This is a genomic window from Streptomyces spinosisporus, assembly GCF_022698145.1.
GTDB classification, from domain to species: domain Bacteria; phylum Actinomycetota; class Actinomycetes; order Streptomycetales; family Streptomycetaceae; genus Streptomyces; species Streptomyces spinosisporus.
Genome location: NZ_JALDAX010000008.1, coordinates 127,465 through 143,568 on the forward strand (window position 1 = coordinate 127,465; position 16,104 = coordinate 143,568).

Sequence of the window (16,104 nt, forward strand, 5' to 3'; positions counted from 1 at the left end):
AAGTGATCACAGGGGGGACCGACGCAAAGGACCCGGAGCTGATGAACGCTGACGACAACGGATCGGGCCTGCACTGCCTGGTCACCGGCGCGACGGGATACATCGGCGGCAGGCTGGTGCCGGAGCTGCTCGACGAGGGCCACCGCGTGCGCTGCCTGGCCCGCTCCCCCGGCAAGCTGCGCGATCATCCGTGGGCCGGGAAGGCGGAGGTGGTGCAGGGCGACGTCACGGACGCCGACTCCGTCGCGGACGCCATGCGCGGCATCGACGTGGCCTACTACCTGGTCCATGCGCTGGGCTCGGGCGACAGCTTCGAGAAGACCGACCGCGAGGCGGCACGGGTCTTCGGGGAGGCGGCCCGGGCGGCGGGCGTACGGCGGATCGTCTATCTCGCTGGTCTGACGCCGGCGGGCGTGCCGGAGAACAAGCTGTCACCGCACCTGCGGTCCCGGTCCGAGGTGGGCCGGATCCTGCTGGACTCCGGCGTCCCCACGACCGTGCTGCGCGCCGCCGTCGTCATCGGCTCCGGCTCCGCCTCCTTCGAGATGCTGCGCTACCTCACCGAACGTCTTCCGGTGATGGTCACCCCCAGCTGGGTGCACACCTGTATCCAGCCCGTGGCGGTGCGGGACGTGCTGCGCTATCTCGTGGGAAGCGCCCGGATGCCGGCCGACGTCAGCCGCGGCTTCGACATCGGCGGGCCGGACGTGCTGACGTACCGGGACATGATGCTGCGCTACGCGGCCGTGGCGGGCCTGCCGCGTCGCCTCATCCTCCCCGTCCCGGTGCTCACGCCGGGCCTGTCCAGTCACTGGGTCGGACTGATCACACCGGTCCCCGCGTCGATCGCCCGGCCGCTGGCGGAGTCGCTGCGCCACGAGGTGGTCTGCGGCGAGCACGACATCGCGCAGTACGTGCCCGACGGCGACGGGCGTCCGATCCCCTTCGACGAGTCGGTACGGCTGGCGCTGCAGCGCATCCGCGAGGCGAAGGTCACCACCCGCTGGTCGTCGGCCTCGGTGCCCGGCGCGCCCAGCGATCCGCTGCCCACCGACCCCGACTGGGCGGGCGGCAGCCTGTACACCGACGTGCGGGAGCTCCCGGTCGACGCCTCGTGCGAGGCTCTGTGGCAGGTGATCGAGGGGATCGGCGGGGAGAACGGCTGGTACTCCTTCCCGCTCGCCTGGGCGGTCCGGGGCCGGCTGGACCGGCTGGTGGGCGGCGTGGGGCTGCGCCGGGGACGGCGCGACGCCGCGCATCTGCGGGCCGGTGACTCGCTGGACTTCTGGCGGGTGGAGGAGATCGAGCCCGGCCGTCTGCTGCGGCTGCGGGCCGAGATGCGGCTGCCGGGCCTCGCCTGGCTGGAGATGTACGCGCAGACCGACGGAGACGGCCGCACCCGCTACCACCAGCGGGCCCTGTTCCACCCGCGCGGCCTCGCGGGCCACGCCTACTGGTGGGGCATCTCCCCCTTCCACGGCGTGGTGTTCGGCGGCATGGCCCGCAACATCGCGCTCGCCGCGGCCCGGACCCCCTCGGCACCGGCCGAGAAACAGGCGGCCGGCGGCTGACGGCCGCGCCCACCGGACCGCACGCACCCCGGTCCGCCCCTCTCCCTCTCCCGGAGAAGCACCATGAACGTCTCGGTCGTCCTCTTCACCGCCGATCTGCGTCTGCACGACCATCCCCCGCTGCGGGCCGCGAGTGAGGCCGACGAGGTGGTGCCCCTGTTCGTCCGCGACCGGGGCGTCACGGACGCCGGTTTCGCCGCGCCCAACCGGCTGGCGTTCCTCGCCGACTGCCTGCACGACCTCGACGCCGGCCTGCGGGACCGGGGCGGACGGCTGATCATGCGCTCCGGGGACGTCGTCGACGAGGTGTGCAAGGTGGCGGCCGAGACGGACGCCGGCGAGGTGCACATGGCGGGCGACGTCAGTGCCTACGCACACCTGCGCGAGCAGCGGCTGCGGCGGGCCCTGGAGTCACAGGGGCGGCGGCTGCACGTCCACGACACGGTGACCACGGCCGTCACGCCCGGCGAGGTCACCCCGGCCTCCACGGACCACTTCGCCGTCTTCACCCCCTACCTCCGGCAGTGGTCCCGGGTCCCGCTGCGCGACGCGTTCGCGGCCCCGCGTACCGTGCGCGTCCCCGACGGGGTCGGCTCCGAGAAGCTCCTCTCGCGCTCCGGACTGACGGGACTGTCGGAAGGCCTGGCGTCCGGCGGCGAGACCGAGGGCCGCAGACGGATGTCCGCCTGGCTGCGCAGCGGGATCGCCGCGTACGAGGACCGCCACGACGACCTGGCGGGCGACGCCACCTCCCGTCTCTCACCGCACCTGCACTTCGGCACGCTCTCCCCCGTCGAACTCGTCCACCGGGCGCGCAGGGCGGGCGGGCCCGGCGCCGAGGCGTTCGTACGGCAGATCGCCTGGCGCGACTTCCACCGCCAGGTCCTGGCGGCCCGGCCGGCCGCGTCCACCTCCGACTACCGCACCAAGCACGACCGTTGGCGCTCGGGGCGTGAGGCGCGCGAGGACACCGAGGCCTGGAAGGAGGGCCGCACCGGCTACCCGGTCGTCGACGCGGCGATGCGCCAGCTGCGCCACGAGGGCTGGATGCACAACCGGGGCCGCCTGCTGACGGCGAGCTTCCTGACCAAGACGCTCTACGTCGACTGGCGCGAGGGCGCCCGCCACTTCCTGGAGTTCCTGGTCGACGGCGACATCGCGAACAACCAGATGAACTGGCAGTGGATGGCGGGCACCGGGACCGACAGCCGCCCCAACCGGGTGCTGAACCCCGTCACGCAAGGCAAGCGCTACGACCCCGACGGCGCGTACGTCCGCCGCTGGGTGCCCGAACTCGCCGAGATCGAGGGCCCGTTGGTGCACGAGCCGTGGAAGCTGCAGGGCCTGGACCGGGCCGCAGTCGGCGACTACCCGGATCCGATCATCGAACTCCCCGACGGCCTGGCCCGCTTCAAGCAGGCCCGCGGCCTGGACTGAGGAGACCGTCCCATGGCCACCCCCCACTGGCTGTTCGGCGACCAGCTCGGCCCGCACTTCCTGGCCGCGGGCGAGAACGGACCCGATCGGGGCGCGCCGGTCGTGATGATCGAGGCCCGCTCGGTCTTCCGCCGCCGGCGCTTGCACCGCGCCAAGGCCCATCTGTGGTCGCCGCACACGTAACGGCCGCGCGCCACGCGGGTGGTCCGGCTGAGCGGCTGCGGGGGCGGCATGGCGGGCAGGGCGTCCGGGACGGTGCGGGTGGTCAGCAGGTCCCAGCCAGCGGTGTCCGTGCCGTAGACCTCCGCCGTCGCCTCGCGCACGGCCGTCTCGCGCTTGTCGTCGTCGGTGCCGAGCACCGAGGTCGCGACGAGTGCCGAACCGGGCGGGGCGAGTTGGGGGACCACATCGCTGAGGACGCAGGTGTTGGCGAAGCGGCGGCGCTCGTCGACCAGGAGGGTCGGCTCGCGCAGCGGGGAGCGCGGGGCGACGTGGTAGTACGTGGTCACCGTACGGTAGGCGGGCAGTTCGAGTCCGGGCAGCAGACCGGGGGCCGGGCCGGTGGCCACCACCACGGTGGGCGCGGGCAGTTCGGTGCCGTCGGCCGTGACGGCGCCCTCGTCGGTCAGAGCGCTCACGGGGGTCTCGAACCGCACGGTCCCGGCGGGCAGCGGGGCCGCGAGCGCGGCGGGCACCGCACCGATGCCCGCGGTCGGCAGGCACAGGGTGCCGCGCAGCATGCTGCGCCAGACGAGGTGGAAGAAGCGGCTGGAGGTCTCCAGACCGTCCTCCAGGAAGACGCCCGACAGGAACGGCCGGAAGAAACGTTCGACGAAGTCCTCGGAGAACCCGGCGTCCGCGAGCGCGGTGCGCGTGGTGCGGTCCTGCGACCGTTTCACCAGGCGCACGGGGGCGAGCATGTCCCGGGCCGAGAGCAGGCCCAGGGCCGCGAGGTCACGCGGTCCCGCGAGCCGCCCCGGCAGCAGGTCGGGCAGGTTGCGCGGGCGTCGCGTGGGATCGCTGAAGCGGAGCCTGCCCTTCTCGGTGTGGACGAGGAAACCCGGCGTGAAGGGCCGCAGGCCCAGCCGGCGCAGCGCGAGACGGCGCCGGACCTGGGGATACGACGTGTTGAAGACCTGGAAGCCGCGGTCGACGACGAATTCCCCGACCCGGTCGGAGCGCATGCGTCCACCGACCGCGTCGGAGGCCTCGACGACCTGGACGTCGAGGCCCGCCGCGAGAAGGTCGTGCGCGCAGGCGAGACCGGCGACACCGGCTCCGATCACCAGAACGTCGGGGGTGTGGGCGGGCGCGGACATGGGAGCCCCTCGGATCTCGGGCCGCCCGGTGGCGTCCCGGGCGGCGGTGTGTGGGGATGACTTCCCGTGCGGCGCGCCGTTCGGATGCGCCGCACGGCGCCGCGTCCACCCACCGGGCGAACCGTCAGGGCCGTTCGCCGGACGCCCCCTGCCCGTACGGGACGGAGAGGACGTCGACGGCGTCCTTGAGGGTCGGCGGCCGGTGCATCCCGCGGGCGTGCGGGCCGGACCAGCCGGGCCCGCCGAGCACGACCAGGGGGCGGCCGCGCGCGCCCTTCACCCCCCACTGGGTGCCCGCGACGTGCCGGGCCAGCGGCAGGCTCGCCGTGGAGCGCGCCTGCGCCCACAGCACCACGGCGGACGGCCCGAGCCGCTGCACCGCCGTGCCGAGCGCCTCCGCGGGTACGGCGGCTCCGAACATGCGCGTGGGCAGGCGCAGTTCACCCAGGACGGCGTTGAGCGCCTCGATCGGCAGGGTGTGCTGCTCGCCCGGAACGCAGGCCAGGACGACGGGCCCGGTCACCGACGCGTCGGCCGCCGCCGAGGGGCGCGGGGTGCTGCGCCGCAGGGTGGTGGACACGTGCCAGGACAGCAGATGCTCCACCTCGACATAGCGGTCGCCGGACGAGGCCCACTTGCGTCCCACCGCGTGCAGGGTCGGCACCATCACCTCCTGCCAGGCTACGGCGACGCCGTACTGCTCGACGGCGGCGGCCAGTTGGTCCTCCAGGGCCGGTGCGTCCATCCGCACGGCGGCGCGGGCCAGCCCCCGGCACTCCTGGCGGACGTCGCCGAGCGGCAGCGTGCCGGACGCCTTCGAACGGTCCCGCGCCGGCGACGCCACGGGCGGGTTTTCCCGAGGGAGCACACCGGCCGACTCCTTGGCGGCGCGGGCCGCCTCCGCGGGCGGCACCCCCGACGAGGTCAGCCGGCACATCGCCTCCAGCATCGCCACGTCCTGCGGGGTCCAGCGGCGGTGCCGTCCGTCGGCGCGGACGGCGGGCCCGATGCCGTAGCGGCGGTCCCAGGAGCGCAGCGTGGTGGGCGACACCCCCAGCCGACGGGCGACGGCTCCGGTGGTGAGGGACACGTCCGGCGTGGAGTCCCCGGTATCGGACGAGCGGCTCATGAAGTGACTATACGACGCACAAACAATGCGAGTTGATGACCTTTCATCCCGGCTCCGACCATGTGCGCACCCGTCACCGGGCAGGGGACGCCCGGCGCCGACGCGTCGACGTGAGGAGCCGTCGTCATGAGCCCGCAGCGCAGTGCCATCGCCCGGACCCCCGCGGTGTCACGACGGGAACCGGCATCCCGGTTACCCGAGTCGGCTCCGGTGGAGGCGTCGCTCGCCGACGAGGACCTCGCCCGTGGCCTCGCCGCGGGTGACGAGGGTTGTCTGGAGGCGGCGTACCACCGCTGGTCGGCCCTGGTGTACACGCTGGCCCGGCGCTCCCTGGGCGACGCCAAGGAGGCGGAGGACGTCACCCAGCAGGTGTTCCTCGGAGTGTGGCGCGGGCACGGGGGCTTTTGTCCCGACCGCGGCACGCTGGGCGGCTGGATCGTCGGCATCACCAAGCGCAAGATCGCCGACGCGCTCTCCGCCCGTACCCGCCGGCTGGCCGTGGTGGCCTCCGCCGGCTCCTCGCTGGTTCTGGCCGACCCCGCCGTCCGGCAGCCCGACACGGCGCTCGACCGCGTCCTCGTCCTGCACGAACTGGCCAAGCTGCCCTCCGCCCAGCAGCGGGTGCTGCGGCTGGCCTTCTACGAGGACCTCACGCAGACGCAGATCGCGGAACTCACCGGATGGCCGCTCGGCACGGTGAAGAGTTACGCCCGCCGCGGCCTTCACCAGTTGCGGCGTTGCCTCCAGCAGGAGTGCATCTGAGACCCCGCACACCTCATTCGCACCTCTTTTCGATGCAGAAACAGTGCGCTCTCAGGGCACACGAGCTACGGCAGGGGAAGGTGGCGGATGTCAGGCCCGTACGAGAACGGTCATGTCCCGCCGGACGTCCTCGCGGCGATCGCGCTCGACGGCAACCGGCTGCACCGGTCCACGGAGATCGTCGCGGCCGAGGAGCACGTGACCGTGTGCGTGCAGTGCAGTACCGCGCTGGCCGGACTGCTGCGGGCCGTGGCGGCCGGCCGCGGTGCGGAACCGGACGACGCCTCGACCGAGCCTCCTTCCCGGGTGTGGGCGGCAGTCACCGAACGGCTGCGCGCACAAGGCGGTTCGGCTCAGAAGCACGGCGGAGGACGCACCTCCGCCGTCCCTTTCGTCGTACGGCTCCTCGCGGCGGCGGCCGGGGTCCTGGTGCTCGCCCGTCTGTGCCGAAGACTTCCGCTGTACCGAAGATTTCCGCGCCGTGGCGCATCCGCCGTCCCGTCCACGCGGGAAGTGCCAGTGAGTCGGGGAGCCGGCTGAAGGACCCCACCGGCCGGGACCCCTCTCTCCCCGACGGCCCCCGGGGAGCGTCGGCGCTCCCCGGGGGCGCGGCCCTGACCTCTACACATAAGGGAAAAATAAGCGCACAATGCGGTTGAGCGGCGCTTTACCGCACACCGCACCAGACGCGGTCGGGCCTGCGAGGAAAAGGAGACGAGCCATGGCCGATGTCTCGCACACCAGAGGGGACATCACCAGTCACCCTGATGTTTCCGAAATGCGGGCGCGCTACGCCCGTATGCTCGGCGGTCGGGATGTGGCGCTCGTGGACGGGCCGGTGTTCCTGCTCGGCCTGTACTGCGCAGCATCCCCCTGGATACTCCACTACACGACGAGCCAGCCCCCGCTCGTGACCCACAACCTGATCGTGGGCATCGCGATCGGTCTGCTGGCCCTCGGATTCACCCGGGCCCCGGAGCGCATGTACGGCCTCAGCTGGGCGTTCTGCGCGGTGGGCATCTGGATGATCATCGCGCCTTGGGTGGTCGGCACCAGCCCCGACACCGGCGTCGTCCTGAACAACATCATCATCGGCGCCCTGGCCGTGGTCCTCGGGCTGATGTGCGCCGTCACGGCGGCGAGGAGCACGCCCAAGCCCTAGGGAGCAGGCCGGGAACGAATGACGGAAGGGCCGGTCCGGGCACAGGGCGGACCGGCCCTTTGGCCGTCCCCGCCTCGGCTTCCGAGCATCCCGGCCTCAGTGGCCGGGGACGGCCCACGGCTCCTGGGGCAGCGGACTGCCGGTCTCCAGAAGGGACTTGAGGTTCGACAGCACGGCCGGCCAGCCGCCGGAGACATCGGCGAACTCGCCCTCGTCCCTGAGGTCCTCATGGGTCACCGTGAGGCGGACGATGTCCTCGTGCGGCCGGATGTCGAAGGTGACACGGGAGTGCACGTCCTCCCGTTCCTCGTCCTCCGGCGCGGCCCAGGTGGTGACCAGACGGGTCGGTCGCTCGCTCTCCACGACCTTGCCGACGACGTCGGCGATGCCCGAACCGTCCGTCCGGACGTGCTCCCAGCGCGAGCCGCGCTGCCAGTCCGAGACATTGCTGTGGCCCCAGTAGGCGGCGGTCAGCTCGGCGTCGGTGAGGGCGTCCCAGACCTTCTCGGGGGTGCTGCGGATATAGGTGACGTAGACGAATGTGGGCTTGTCGCTCATGGTGGTGGCTTCCTCGGCTTGTCGCTTCACCGCGCTCAGCGCGCTCAGGCGCGGGCGCTCGAACTTGTCGATCCACCGCTCCTGGATCTCGTGGAGCGGGACCGGGTTGAGGTAGTGCAGCTTCTCCCTCCCCCGCCGCACGGTGCTGACCAGGTTCGCCTCCTCCAGGACGCCCAGGTGCTGGGTCACCGACTGGCGCGTCATGGCGATGCGCGCACACAGCTCGCCCAGCGTCTGCCCGTTCTCCTCGTGCAGCCGGTCGAGCAACCGCCTGCGCGTCTCGTCGGCCAGCGCCTTGAAGACCTTGTCCATCCCGGAGTCACTGCCTGATCGCACACTCCAAGTTATGCAGGCATTTGCCTGCATGTCAATGCCGGGAGGTCCCGGGGACCGCACACCTCCCGTGCTTCCCCGAGAACTCCCGCGAAGGTCTTCAGGACCGGCAGGCCGCGACCTGCGCGGCCGCGGTTCTACGCGCTCGCCGGTGACGCGTCCGGTTCCGTGGGGGTGAGGAACTCCTCCGCGATCTCCTTCTCGCCGAACGGCCACACCTTCTCGAAGCGCGCCCAGAGCACGAACGCCACGCAGCCGAGGGCGAGCCAGGCCAGTGACCACTCGATGGGATGGCGGCCCGGCGAGTTCTTGTCCGCGTAGCCGTAGATCACGCACCAGCCGACGAAGGCGATGATGCTCGGCACCGGGTAGAGCCACATGCGGTACGGCCGGCGCAGCGTCGGCTGGCGTTTGCGCAGCACCGTCAGGGCGACGATCTGGGCGAGCGCCTGGACGATCACCATCACCGTCGTCAGCAGCTGGATCAGCGTCGCCAGATCCGTGTGCCGGCCGATCAGGAAGCCCACGGCCGTGATCACGCCCATCGTCGCGAGACCCAGCATCGGGAAGCGGTGCCTGGGGTGCAGCTTGGCGTAGGGCCGGAAGAAGACGCGCTCGCGTGCCGCGTCGTAGGGCACGCGCGAGCCGCCCAGCAGGCCGGTGAAGACCGAGGCGAAGGCCGTGATCAGGATGAGGACGGTGACCGTGTCGGCGGCGCCCTTGCCCCAGGTCTCCTCCAGCACCGCCGACGCCACCGAGGTGGACGCGATGTCCTTGGCGTCGGTCATGCGGTGCCAGTCGATGACCCCGAGCGTGCCGATCTGCAGCAGCAGATAGATCGCCATGATGCCGAGGATGGAGAAGACGATCGAGCGCGGCAGCACCCGTCCCGGGTTCTTGATCTCGGCGCCCATGTAGGCCGTCGTGTTGTAGCCGAGGTAGTCGTAGATGCCGATGGTCAGGCCGCCCGCGAAGCCGAGCCAGAAGTGGTCGCTCGTCAGGTCGAAGGCGTGTGCCGGGTAGGTGAAGGCGAGGTGCGCGCTGAAGTCCGTCGCCGCGGCGACGATGACCAGCAGCACGGAGGTGATCATGATCGCCCACAGCACGGCGGTGAGCCGGGCGATGTGCTCGATGCCCCGCCACAGCAGCAGGATGACCAGCGCGATGACGCCGAGGCCGATCAGGTCGCCGGACGTCTGGCCGAGATCGGGCGCGAGATACCCGAGGTACTGGACGAAGCCGACCACGCCGGTCGACATGATCAGCGGGATGAACAGCATCGCCGTCCAGACGAACAGGAACGGCATGAGCCGCCCCGTGCGGTACTGGAAGGCCTGGCGCAGATAGACGTAGCTGCCGCCGGAGCCGGGCATCGCCGCGCCCATCTCGGCCCACACCAGTCCGTCGCAGAGCGCGAGCAGCGCGCCCGCGACGAAGCCGATGACCGCCTGCGGGCCGCCGAACGCCGCGACCATCAGCGGGATGGTGACGAACGGCCCGATGCCGCACATCTGGCTCATGTTGATGGTGGTGGCCTGGAACAGGCCGACGCGACGGACGAAGCCACCGGTGGGTGGCGGACTAGCGGACATGAGGTCTCCTGAAGCACCGGGCGCTGGGCTGCCCGTGGCCGGCCCGGCAAGGCTGTTGGCCGATAAAGTTAAGGAGCCTTACTAGATGCGTCAAGAGGTCCCCACCGATACGTGAGAATGGTGCGATGCCAGCCAGTGACGCCGTAGACCAGCAGGCACAGCCCTGGAACCGCAGACGGCTGCGCAGCACCAACGAGCGTCTGCTGCTCGACCGGCTGCGCAGCGGCGGCGCCGCGTCACGCGCCCAACTGGCCCGCGACACCGGCCTGTCCAAGCCCACGGTCTCCAGCGCGCTGGCCGCACTGGAGAAGGCGGGACTGGTCCGCGAGGTCGGCACGCTCGCCCCCGAGCGCGGTCGCACCGCCGTCCTGTACGCGCCGGACCCCGCGGCCGGCCATGTCCTCGGCATCGACGTCGGCCGCAGCTGGCTGCGGATCGCCGTGGCCGACCTGGACGGCTCCGTGGTCGCCCGCTCCGACGTGCGCAATCGCGCGCGCAGTTCGGGCGCGATGGCGGAGCTGGTGGTGTCCACCGCCCGCCAGGTGGTCTCCGGCTCGGGCGTGGCCCCCGACGAGGTGGTGCACGCGGTGGTGGGCACACCCGGCGTCTACGACGAGAAGCAGCGCCGGGTCCGGTACGCGATGCATCTGCCGGGCTGGGGCCGGGCCGGGCTCTTCGACCGGATGCGCAAGGAGCTGGGCGTGCCCCTGGAGGTGCACAACGACGCGAATCTGGCGGCCCTCGGCGAGTACACCTACGGCGTCGGCGCCGGCAACAGGCTGTTCGCGTACATCCTGATCGGCACCGGTCTCGGCATGGGCGTGGTCAGCGAGGGGCGGCTGTTCACGGGGGCGCACGGGCTGGCCGGTGAGATCGGGTTCCTGCCGTGGCCGGGGCTGCAGAAGCCCGACCGGCTGGAGGACGCCGTGTCCGGGGTGGCCGTCGTGGAGGCGGCGCGCAGGTTCGGGATGAGCGGGCAGCTCACCGCGAAGGACGTGTTCGACGCGGCCCGGCAGGGCAACGACGCCGCGGTCCGGGCGGTCCGGCTGGAGGGCGAGCGCATCGCCCACACCGTGGCGGCCGCCGCGGCGGTGCTCGACCCGGATCTGGTGGTCCTCGGCGGCGGCGTGGCCCACAGCGTGGATCTGCTGCTCACCCCGGTGCGCGACAACCTGAAGGCGCTCACCCCTCTGCGCCCCAAGGTCGCGCCGAGTCGGCTCGGCGAGGACGCGGTACTGCTGGGCGCCGTGGCCACCGCGCTCGGGACGGCACGGGACGTGGTGTTCGAGCGCCGCTCGGCCGTGTCCTGACCAATTGCCGCCCCGGCCGCGGTGATTGACACCTTCCCCTCGGCGCCCTAGCGTGACCTGCATTAGTAAAGTTTCCTAACTTTACGAAGGGGCTGGAGCCTCCGTGATCAGACACCGTCTCACCACGGCCGCCGTGGTCCTGGGCCTGCTGGGTGCACTGACGACCGGCGCATGGGCCGAGCCCGACGGCCACCGGTCCGCCACCCCACCGATCAGACCCACCAAGGTCGCCTCCGCGCCCGGCAGTTCGACCGCGCTCGCCGGTTTCTCCGTGCAGTCGACGGCCAAGGTCCCCGACCCGGCGGCGGACATCTCCTCCCCCGGCTACCCGGCCACCGGCTGGTACCCGACGGGCCCCCGCTCCACCGTCCTCGCCGCCCTGCTGGCGAACGGCGTGTACGCCGATCCGTTCCGCTCGACGAACCAGCAGAAGATCCCGAAGGCCGACTTCCAGGTGCCGTGGTGGTACCGCTCGGACTTCACCGTCGCCGACACCTCCGAGCGCACCTACCTCGACTTCAGCGGTGTGATCTCGGCGGCCGACGTCTACGTCAACGGCAAGCGGATCGCCGCCACCAAGGACGTCACCGGCGCCTACACCCACCACGAGCTGGACGTGACCTCGCTCGTCCGCCCCGGCACCAACACCGTCGCCTTCCGCATCCAGCCAAACGATCCGAACAAGAACCTCACCATGGGCTGGATCGACTGGATCCAGCCGCCGCCCGACGAGAACATGGGCATCGTCCGCGACGTCCTCGTCCGCCGCGGCGGCCCGGTCGCCCTGCGGGACGCGCATGTCGTGACGAAGCTCGACGTGCCCTCGCTCGCCTCGGCCGACCTGACGGTGAAGGCGCAGGCCCGCAACGAGACCGGCGCACCGGTGACGACCACGGTCTCCGGCAGCATCGGCCCGACGACGTTCGCGAAGACCGTCACGCTCGCCGCGCACGAGACCAGGCCCGTCTCCTTCACCCCGTCCGACGTGTCCGGTCTCCATCTCGCCTCGCCGAAGGTGTGGTGGCCGGCCGGCATGGGCGGACAGCCCCTGTACGACCTGAGGCTCACCGCGTCCGTCACCGGCACCGTCTCGGACACCGCCCACGAGACCTTCGGCATCCGCGACGTCCGGGCGCCGCTCGACTCCGACGGGGCACGCCAGTACCGCATCAACGGCCGCAAGCTGCTGATCAAGGGCGGCGGCTGGTCGCCGGACGAATTCCTGCGCTGGGACCGGACCTACGTCGAAGACCGGCTCAAGTACGCGCTCGACCTCGGCCTGAACACCATCCGCCTCGAAGGCCACCTGGAACCCGACGAGTTCTTCGACCTCGCCGACCGCTACGGCATCCTCGCGCTGCCGGGCTGGGAGTGCTGCGACAAATGGGAGGGCCAGGTCAACGGCGACGAGTCCGGCGAGAAGTGGACCTCCGCCGACTACCCGGTCGCCAAGGCGTCGATGGCCGCCGAGGCGGCCCGGCAGCGCGACCACCCGAGCGTGATCTCGTTCCTCATCGGCAGCGACTTCGCGCCCGACGCCACCATCGAGAAGAACTACCTCGACGCGCTGAAGGCCGCCGACTGGCCCACCCCGGTCATCGCCGCCGCCTCCGACAACTCCTCGCCGCAGTCGGGCAGTTCGGGCATGAAGATGACGGGCCCCTACGACTGGGTCCCGCCCGGCTACTGGTACGCCAAGCGTGAGGGCGGCGCCACGGGCTTCAACTCCGAGACCAGCGCGGGCCCCGACATCCCCACCCTCGACACCCTGCGGCGCATGATGACCCCGGCCGAACTCGACACCCTCTGGAAGAACCCCGACGCCAAGCAGTACCACCGCTCGCCGTCGTCGACCTTCGGCACGCTCAAGATCTACGACAACGCCCTCACCGGCCGCTACGGCGCCCCGACGAGCCTGACCGACTACGTCCGCAAGGCGCAGCTCGCGCAGTACGAGAACGTCCGCGCCCAGTTCGAGGCGTACGGACGCAACGCCACCGATGCCTCGAAGCCCTCGACCGGCGTCGTCCACTGGATGTTCAACAGCGGCTGGACCTCCCTGCACTGGCAGCTGATGGACCGTTATCTCGACCAGGGCGGCGCCTACTTCGGCGCGAAGAAGGCGAACGAGCCGCTGCATGTGCAGTACTCGTACGACGACCGCTCGGTGGTCGTGATTGACAACCGGCACGAGGCCGTCTCCGGACTCACCGCCCGGGCCACGGTGTTCACCCCCGACGGCGCCCGCAGATACGACAAGGCCGTCGGCGGGGTGAGCGTCGGCGGCGACGGCGCGCACACCACCGCCCTGACACTGCCCGCCTCGATCAGCGGTGTGTCGAAGACCTATCTGGTGCGGCTGACGCTGACGGACGCCGCGGGCAAGGAGATCGACCGGAACGTCTACTGGCTGTCCACCGAGCCGGACACGCTCGACTGGGCGAACACCGACTGGTACTACACGCCGACGACGAGCTACGCCGATCTGACGGGGCTGAGTTCGATGGCGCGGGTGCCGGTCTCGGCGACGGCGTCGACCTCGGCATCGGGCGGCACCGCGACCACCACCGTGACCCTCCGCAACACCGGGAGCGGAAAGACACCCTCGCTGCTCACGGACGTACACCTCGTGGACGCCAAGGACAGGCCCGTGCTGCCGGTGCGGTGGTCGGACAACGAGGTGAGCCTGTGGCCGGGTGAGTCGGTCACCCTGACCGCCACCTACCGGACGGCGGATCTGCACGGCTCGGCGCCGCGGGTACGGGTGTCCGGCTGGAACACGCCCGAGCGGACGGTGCCGGGGAAGTGACGCCGTGGGGCCCGGCGCGGGCCGGGCCCCACCGGTGTCAGGCGACGTCGAGTGCCGTGTCGTCGACGACGAACGACGTCTGCAGCATGGAGCCTTCGGTGCCGGTGAACTTCAGCGTGACCGTCTGTCCGGCGTAGCCCGCCAGGCTGAAGCTGCGCTTGGTGTAGCCGCTCGCGGCATTCAGGTTCGAGTAGGTGGCGAGGGTGCCCAAGACGGTCCCGGAGCCGTTGACGACCTGGACCTTGAGGGTGTCGTAGGCCGTGCTGGTGGTGGTCTCCGCCGTGTCGATGTGCAGATAGAAGCTGAGGGCGGCGGTGGTGCAGCCGGAGGGGATGGTCACCGACTGGGAGAGCGTGTCGGTGGTGGCCTTCCCGTAGCCGTCCAGCCAGGCGTAGTACGAGCCCGAACGGGCCGTCTCGTCGCCGGAGTTGGTGATCACACCGCTGGAGGCGCTCCAGGTGGCGCCGCCCGACTCGAAGCCGTTGTTGCCGAGCAGCTGGCCGGCCGTGCAGGTGTCCGAGCCGCCGCCCCCGTCCCCGCTGCCGCCGTCCCCGGCGAGCCAGGCGGTGGCGTTGAGGGCGAGCGCGGCGTTGGTGGCGCCGGTGTCGTTCCAGCCGTCGTAGAGCGTGTTGCCGGACTGGCCCGTGCCGTCGTCGATCGGCGAGCTGTCGCCCCAGAAGGCGACGCGGCCGCTGCCGAAGGTGCTGGTGAGGAAGAAGGCTCCGGTGTTCCCGGAGTAACCGCTGCGGTACACCAGGCCCTTGACGGAGGAGTTGTCGGAGGGCTTGAGGGTGGCCGTCGTGCCGTCGGCGATCAGGCTCTTGGTGACGGTCCCGAAGGAGCCGTGCAGCACCGGGTCGGCGCTGTCGCTGATCGCGGCCGGATAGCCGGAGCCCACGTCCAGGGTGTCGATGGAGAAGCCGAACGGGTCGGTGGAGTCGACGCTGTTGTTGGTCATCAGGTCGTTGAGGATCTCGACCGCGTCCTCGCCGTCGTTGTTGCGGTCGGCGCCGGTGTGGTCGGAGATCATGAACAGGCCGCCGCCGTTCTTGACGAAGTTCATGATCGCCGTCTTCTCGGCGGTGGTGAAGAGGGTGTTGGGCTCGGGCAGTACGAGGGTGTCGAAGTTCGACAGGTCGGTCGACGACGAACCGCCGTACGTGAGGGCGCCGGTGGAGGTCTTGAGGCTGTAGTCGCCCGTCTTCTGCAGGGCGACGCCCCATGAGGAGAGCGCACCGGTCCAGTCCGTCTCCGAGGACGGCGAGGAGTCCTGGCCCAGCGGGTCGGGCTTGCTGGTCGAGATGATCCAGTCCGCGTTGCCGGCCTCCTCGGCGTGACCGTCGTCGAACAGGATGCGGTGCGTGGTGGCCGCGTGGGCGGGGGTCGCGGTGACGCCGGCCTGAGCGGCGCCGGCCGCGGCGAGCAGGCCGAACGCGGCGAGAGCGGTGGTGAGTCTGTGGCGGGACCGGGTGAGTCCGGGCATCCGGCGTACCTCCGTGTGGGGTGGGGGACGTGCGGGGGCAGTGCGGTGCGGGGCCGGCCCTACGCGCGTAGATGCAGGGCGTCCGCGCGCGTGGACATTCCGCCGCACGGCTGCCGTCCGGCGGAACGGTTGAACCGTACATGGCAGGGATGGGGGTGAACAGGCGTCATGGGACGCACAGGGCCGGAGATTGACCCGTCGTTGACCCGGACGGAGACACGAGGAGGAAACGGAGCGGACTGTCCCCGTCTCCAGCGGGCATCCGGATAGTGCGGGGGCCTTGACAAAAAGGGGCGGAGATGGAGATCTCAGGCATCATCAGTGCCATCGTGATCGGCATCGTCATCGGTGTGCTCGGTCGGCTCGTCGTCCCGGGACGACAGCGCATCGGCATTCTGTGGACGATCCTCGTGGGCATCGTCGCCGCGCTGATCGGTTCGGCGATCGCCAACGCTTTCGACGTGTCCGACACCAACGGCATCGACTGGATCGAATGGCTCATCCAGATCGGCCTCGCCGCACTCGGCGTCGCCGCACTGGACCGGTCGAAGGCCCGTCGCTGACACCACTGTTCGGGGACCGGGACGGGGTGCGGCAGCACCCCGTCCGGCCGCGGTCACGGTGCCGGGACAAGCCGGC

At 71.2% G+C, this 16,104-nt stretch carries 12 protein-coding genes and 2 pseudogenes; 9 read left to right on the forward strand and 5 right to left on the reverse strand.

Annotated features, from left to right (window positions below):
- Positions 1 to 41: 41 nt before the first annotated feature.
- The 3 genes and pseudogenes from MQN93_RS22005 to MQN93_RS44575 all read left to right on the forward strand — a co-directional run.
- Positions 42 to 1,571, forward strand: a complete 1,530-nt coding sequence (locus tag MQN93_RS22005) for an SDR family oxidoreductase (protein ID WP_242710920.1) — start codon at positions 42 to 44, stop codon at positions 1,569 to 1,571.
- 63 nt (positions 1,572 to 1,634) lie between these two features.
- Positions 1,635 to 3,008, forward strand: coding sequence for a cryptochrome/photolyase family protein (locus MQN93_RS22010; RefSeq protein ID WP_242710921.1), 1,374 nt, complete (start codon positions 1,635 to 1,637; stop codon positions 3,006 to 3,008).
- Positions 3,009 to 3,020: 12 nt separating this feature from the next.
- A pseudogene (locus MQN93_RS44575) lies at positions 3,021 to 3,173 on the forward strand (cryptochrome/photolyase family protein); the annotation flags it as partial.
- On the opposite strand, the pseudogene MQN93_RS22015 reads toward MQN93_RS44575, so the two are convergent.
- Together MQN93_RS22015 and MQN93_RS22020 are read right to left on the reverse strand one after the other, a co-directional pair.
- Positions 3,170 to 4,327, reverse strand: a pseudogene (locus tag MQN93_RS22015) (FAD-dependent oxidoreductase); the annotation flags it as partial. The pseudogenes MQN93_RS44575 and MQN93_RS22015 sit on opposite strands and share 4 nt — an antisense overlap.
- 124 nt (positions 4,328 to 4,451) lie before the next feature.
- The gene (locus MQN93_RS22020) at positions 4,452 to 5,456 is read right to left on the reverse strand and encodes a MerR family transcriptional regulator (RefSeq protein ID WP_016433277.1); all 1,005 of its coding nucleotides are present in this window, start codon (positions 5,454 to 5,456) and stop codon (positions 4,452 to 4,454) included.
- 126 nt (positions 5,457 to 5,582) lie between these two features.
- Between MQN93_RS22020 and MQN93_RS22025 the strand changes: the two genes are divergently transcribed.
- The 3 genes from MQN93_RS22025 (at position 5,583) to MQN93_RS22035 (ending at position 7,380) form a co-directional block, all read left to right on the forward strand.
- Complete coding sequence (locus MQN93_RS22025; RefSeq protein ID WP_242710923.1) at positions 5,583 to 6,218, forward strand: sigma-70 family RNA polymerase sigma factor; 636 nt, start codon at positions 5,583 to 5,585, stop codon at positions 6,216 to 6,218.
- 87 nt (positions 6,219 to 6,305) lie between these two features.
- Positions 6,306 to 6,758 (forward strand): hypothetical protein, encoded by a 453-nt coding sequence (locus tag MQN93_RS22030; RefSeq protein WP_242710924.1) that lies wholly within the window; start codon positions 6,306 to 6,308, stop codon positions 6,756 to 6,758.
- A gap of 181 nt (positions 6,759 to 6,939) precedes the next feature.
- Positions 6,940 to 7,380: an SPW repeat protein gene (locus MQN93_RS22035; protein WP_016433280.1), complete on the forward strand. Its 441-nt coding sequence runs from the start codon at positions 6,940 to 6,942 to the stop codon at positions 7,378 to 7,380.
- A 96-nt stretch (positions 7,381 to 7,476) separates the two neighbouring features.
- Here the strand turns inward: MQN93_RS22035 and MQN93_RS22040 are convergent, their stop codons facing one another.
- Positions 7,477 to 8,250 (reverse strand): ArsR/SmtB family transcription factor, encoded by a 774-nt coding sequence (locus MQN93_RS22040; RefSeq protein WP_242711088.1) that lies wholly within the window; start codon positions 8,248 to 8,250, stop codon positions 7,477 to 7,479.
- Positions 8,251 to 8,408: 158 nt separating this feature from the next.
- Positions 8,409 to 9,863 carry an APC family permease gene (locus tag MQN93_RS22045; protein WP_242710925.1) on the reverse strand — a complete coding sequence of 485 codons (1,455 nt, stop codon included), beginning with the start codon at positions 9,861 to 9,863 and terminating at the stop codon, positions 8,409 to 8,411.
- 125 nt (positions 9,864 to 9,988) lie between these two features.
- Between MQN93_RS22045 and MQN93_RS22050 the strand changes: the two genes are divergently transcribed.
- Together MQN93_RS22050 and MQN93_RS22055 are read left to right on the forward strand one after the other, a co-directional pair.
- Positions 9,989 to 11,173 carry an ROK family transcriptional regulator gene (locus tag MQN93_RS22050; RefSeq protein WP_242710926.1) on the forward strand — a complete coding sequence of 395 codons (1,185 nt, stop codon included), beginning with the start codon at positions 9,989 to 9,991 and terminating at the stop codon, positions 11,171 to 11,173.
- Between the two features lie 103 nt (positions 11,174 to 11,276).
- Positions 11,277 to 13,982 carry a glycoside hydrolase family 2 protein gene (locus MQN93_RS22055; protein ID WP_242710927.1) on the forward strand — a complete coding sequence of 902 codons (2,706 nt, stop codon included), beginning with the start codon at positions 11,277 to 11,279 and terminating at the stop codon, positions 13,980 to 13,982.
- A gap of 37 nt (positions 13,983 to 14,019) precedes the next feature.
- Here MQN93_RS22055 and MQN93_RS22060 read toward each other — a convergent pair whose 3' ends face one another.
- Positions 14,020 to 15,465: an immune inhibitor A gene (locus MQN93_RS22060; RefSeq protein ID WP_242710928.1), complete on the reverse strand. Its 1,446-nt coding sequence runs from the start codon at positions 15,463 to 15,465 to the stop codon at positions 14,020 to 14,022.
- Positions 15,466 to 15,764: 299 nt separating this feature from the next.
- Between MQN93_RS22060 and MQN93_RS22065 the strand changes: the two genes are divergently transcribed.
- Entirely contained in the window at positions 15,765 to 16,028 is a 264-nt protein-coding gene (locus MQN93_RS22065) for a GlsB/YeaQ/YmgE family stress response membrane protein (protein ID WP_016433286.1), read from the forward strand.
- The last annotated feature ends 76 nt before the right edge of the window (positions 16,029 to 16,104 follow it).

Bases quoted from the DNA above. Each gene is read 5' to 3' on its own strand.
- MQN93_RS22045 (WP_242710925.1), bottom strand. From the start codon at position 9,863: ATGTCCGCTAGTCCGCCACCCACCGGTGGCTTCGTCCGTCGCGTCGGC.
- MQN93_RS22030 (WP_242710924.1), top strand. From the start codon at position 6,306: ATGTCAGGCCCGTACGAGAACGGTCATGTCCCGCCGGACGTCCTCGCG.
- MQN93_RS22040 (WP_242711088.1), bottom strand. From the start codon at position 8,250: ATGGACAAGGTCTTCAAGGCGCTGGCCGACGAGACGCGCAGGCGGTTG.
- MQN93_RS22005 (WP_242710920.1), top strand. From the start codon at position 42: ATGAACGCTGACGACAACGGATCGGGCCTGCACTGCCTGGTCACCGGC.
- MQN93_RS22065 (WP_016433286.1), top strand. From the start codon at position 15,765: ATGGAGATCTCAGGCATCATCAGTGCCATCGTGATCGGCATCGTCATC.
- MQN93_RS22020 (WP_016433277.1), bottom strand. From the start codon at position 5,456: ATGAGCCGCTCGTCCGATACCGGGGACTCCACGCCGGACGTGTCCCTC.
- MQN93_RS22060 (WP_242710928.1), bottom strand. From the start codon at position 15,465: ATGCCCGGACTCACCCGGTCCCGCCACAGACTCACCACCGCTCTCGCC.
- MQN93_RS22025 (WP_242710923.1), top strand. From the start codon at position 5,583: ATGAGCCCGCAGCGCAGTGCCATCGCCCGGACCCCCGCGGTGTCACGA.
- MQN93_RS22010 (WP_242710921.1), top strand. From the start codon at position 1,635: ATGAACGTCTCGGTCGTCCTCTTCACCGCCGATCTGCGTCTGCACGAC.
- MQN93_RS22035 (WP_016433280.1), top strand. From the start codon at position 6,940: ATGGCCGATGTCTCGCACACCAGAGGGGACATCACCAGTCACCCTGAT.
- MQN93_RS22050 (WP_242710926.1), top strand. From the start codon at position 9,989: ATGCCAGCCAGTGACGCCGTAGACCAGCAGGCACAGCCCTGGAACCGC.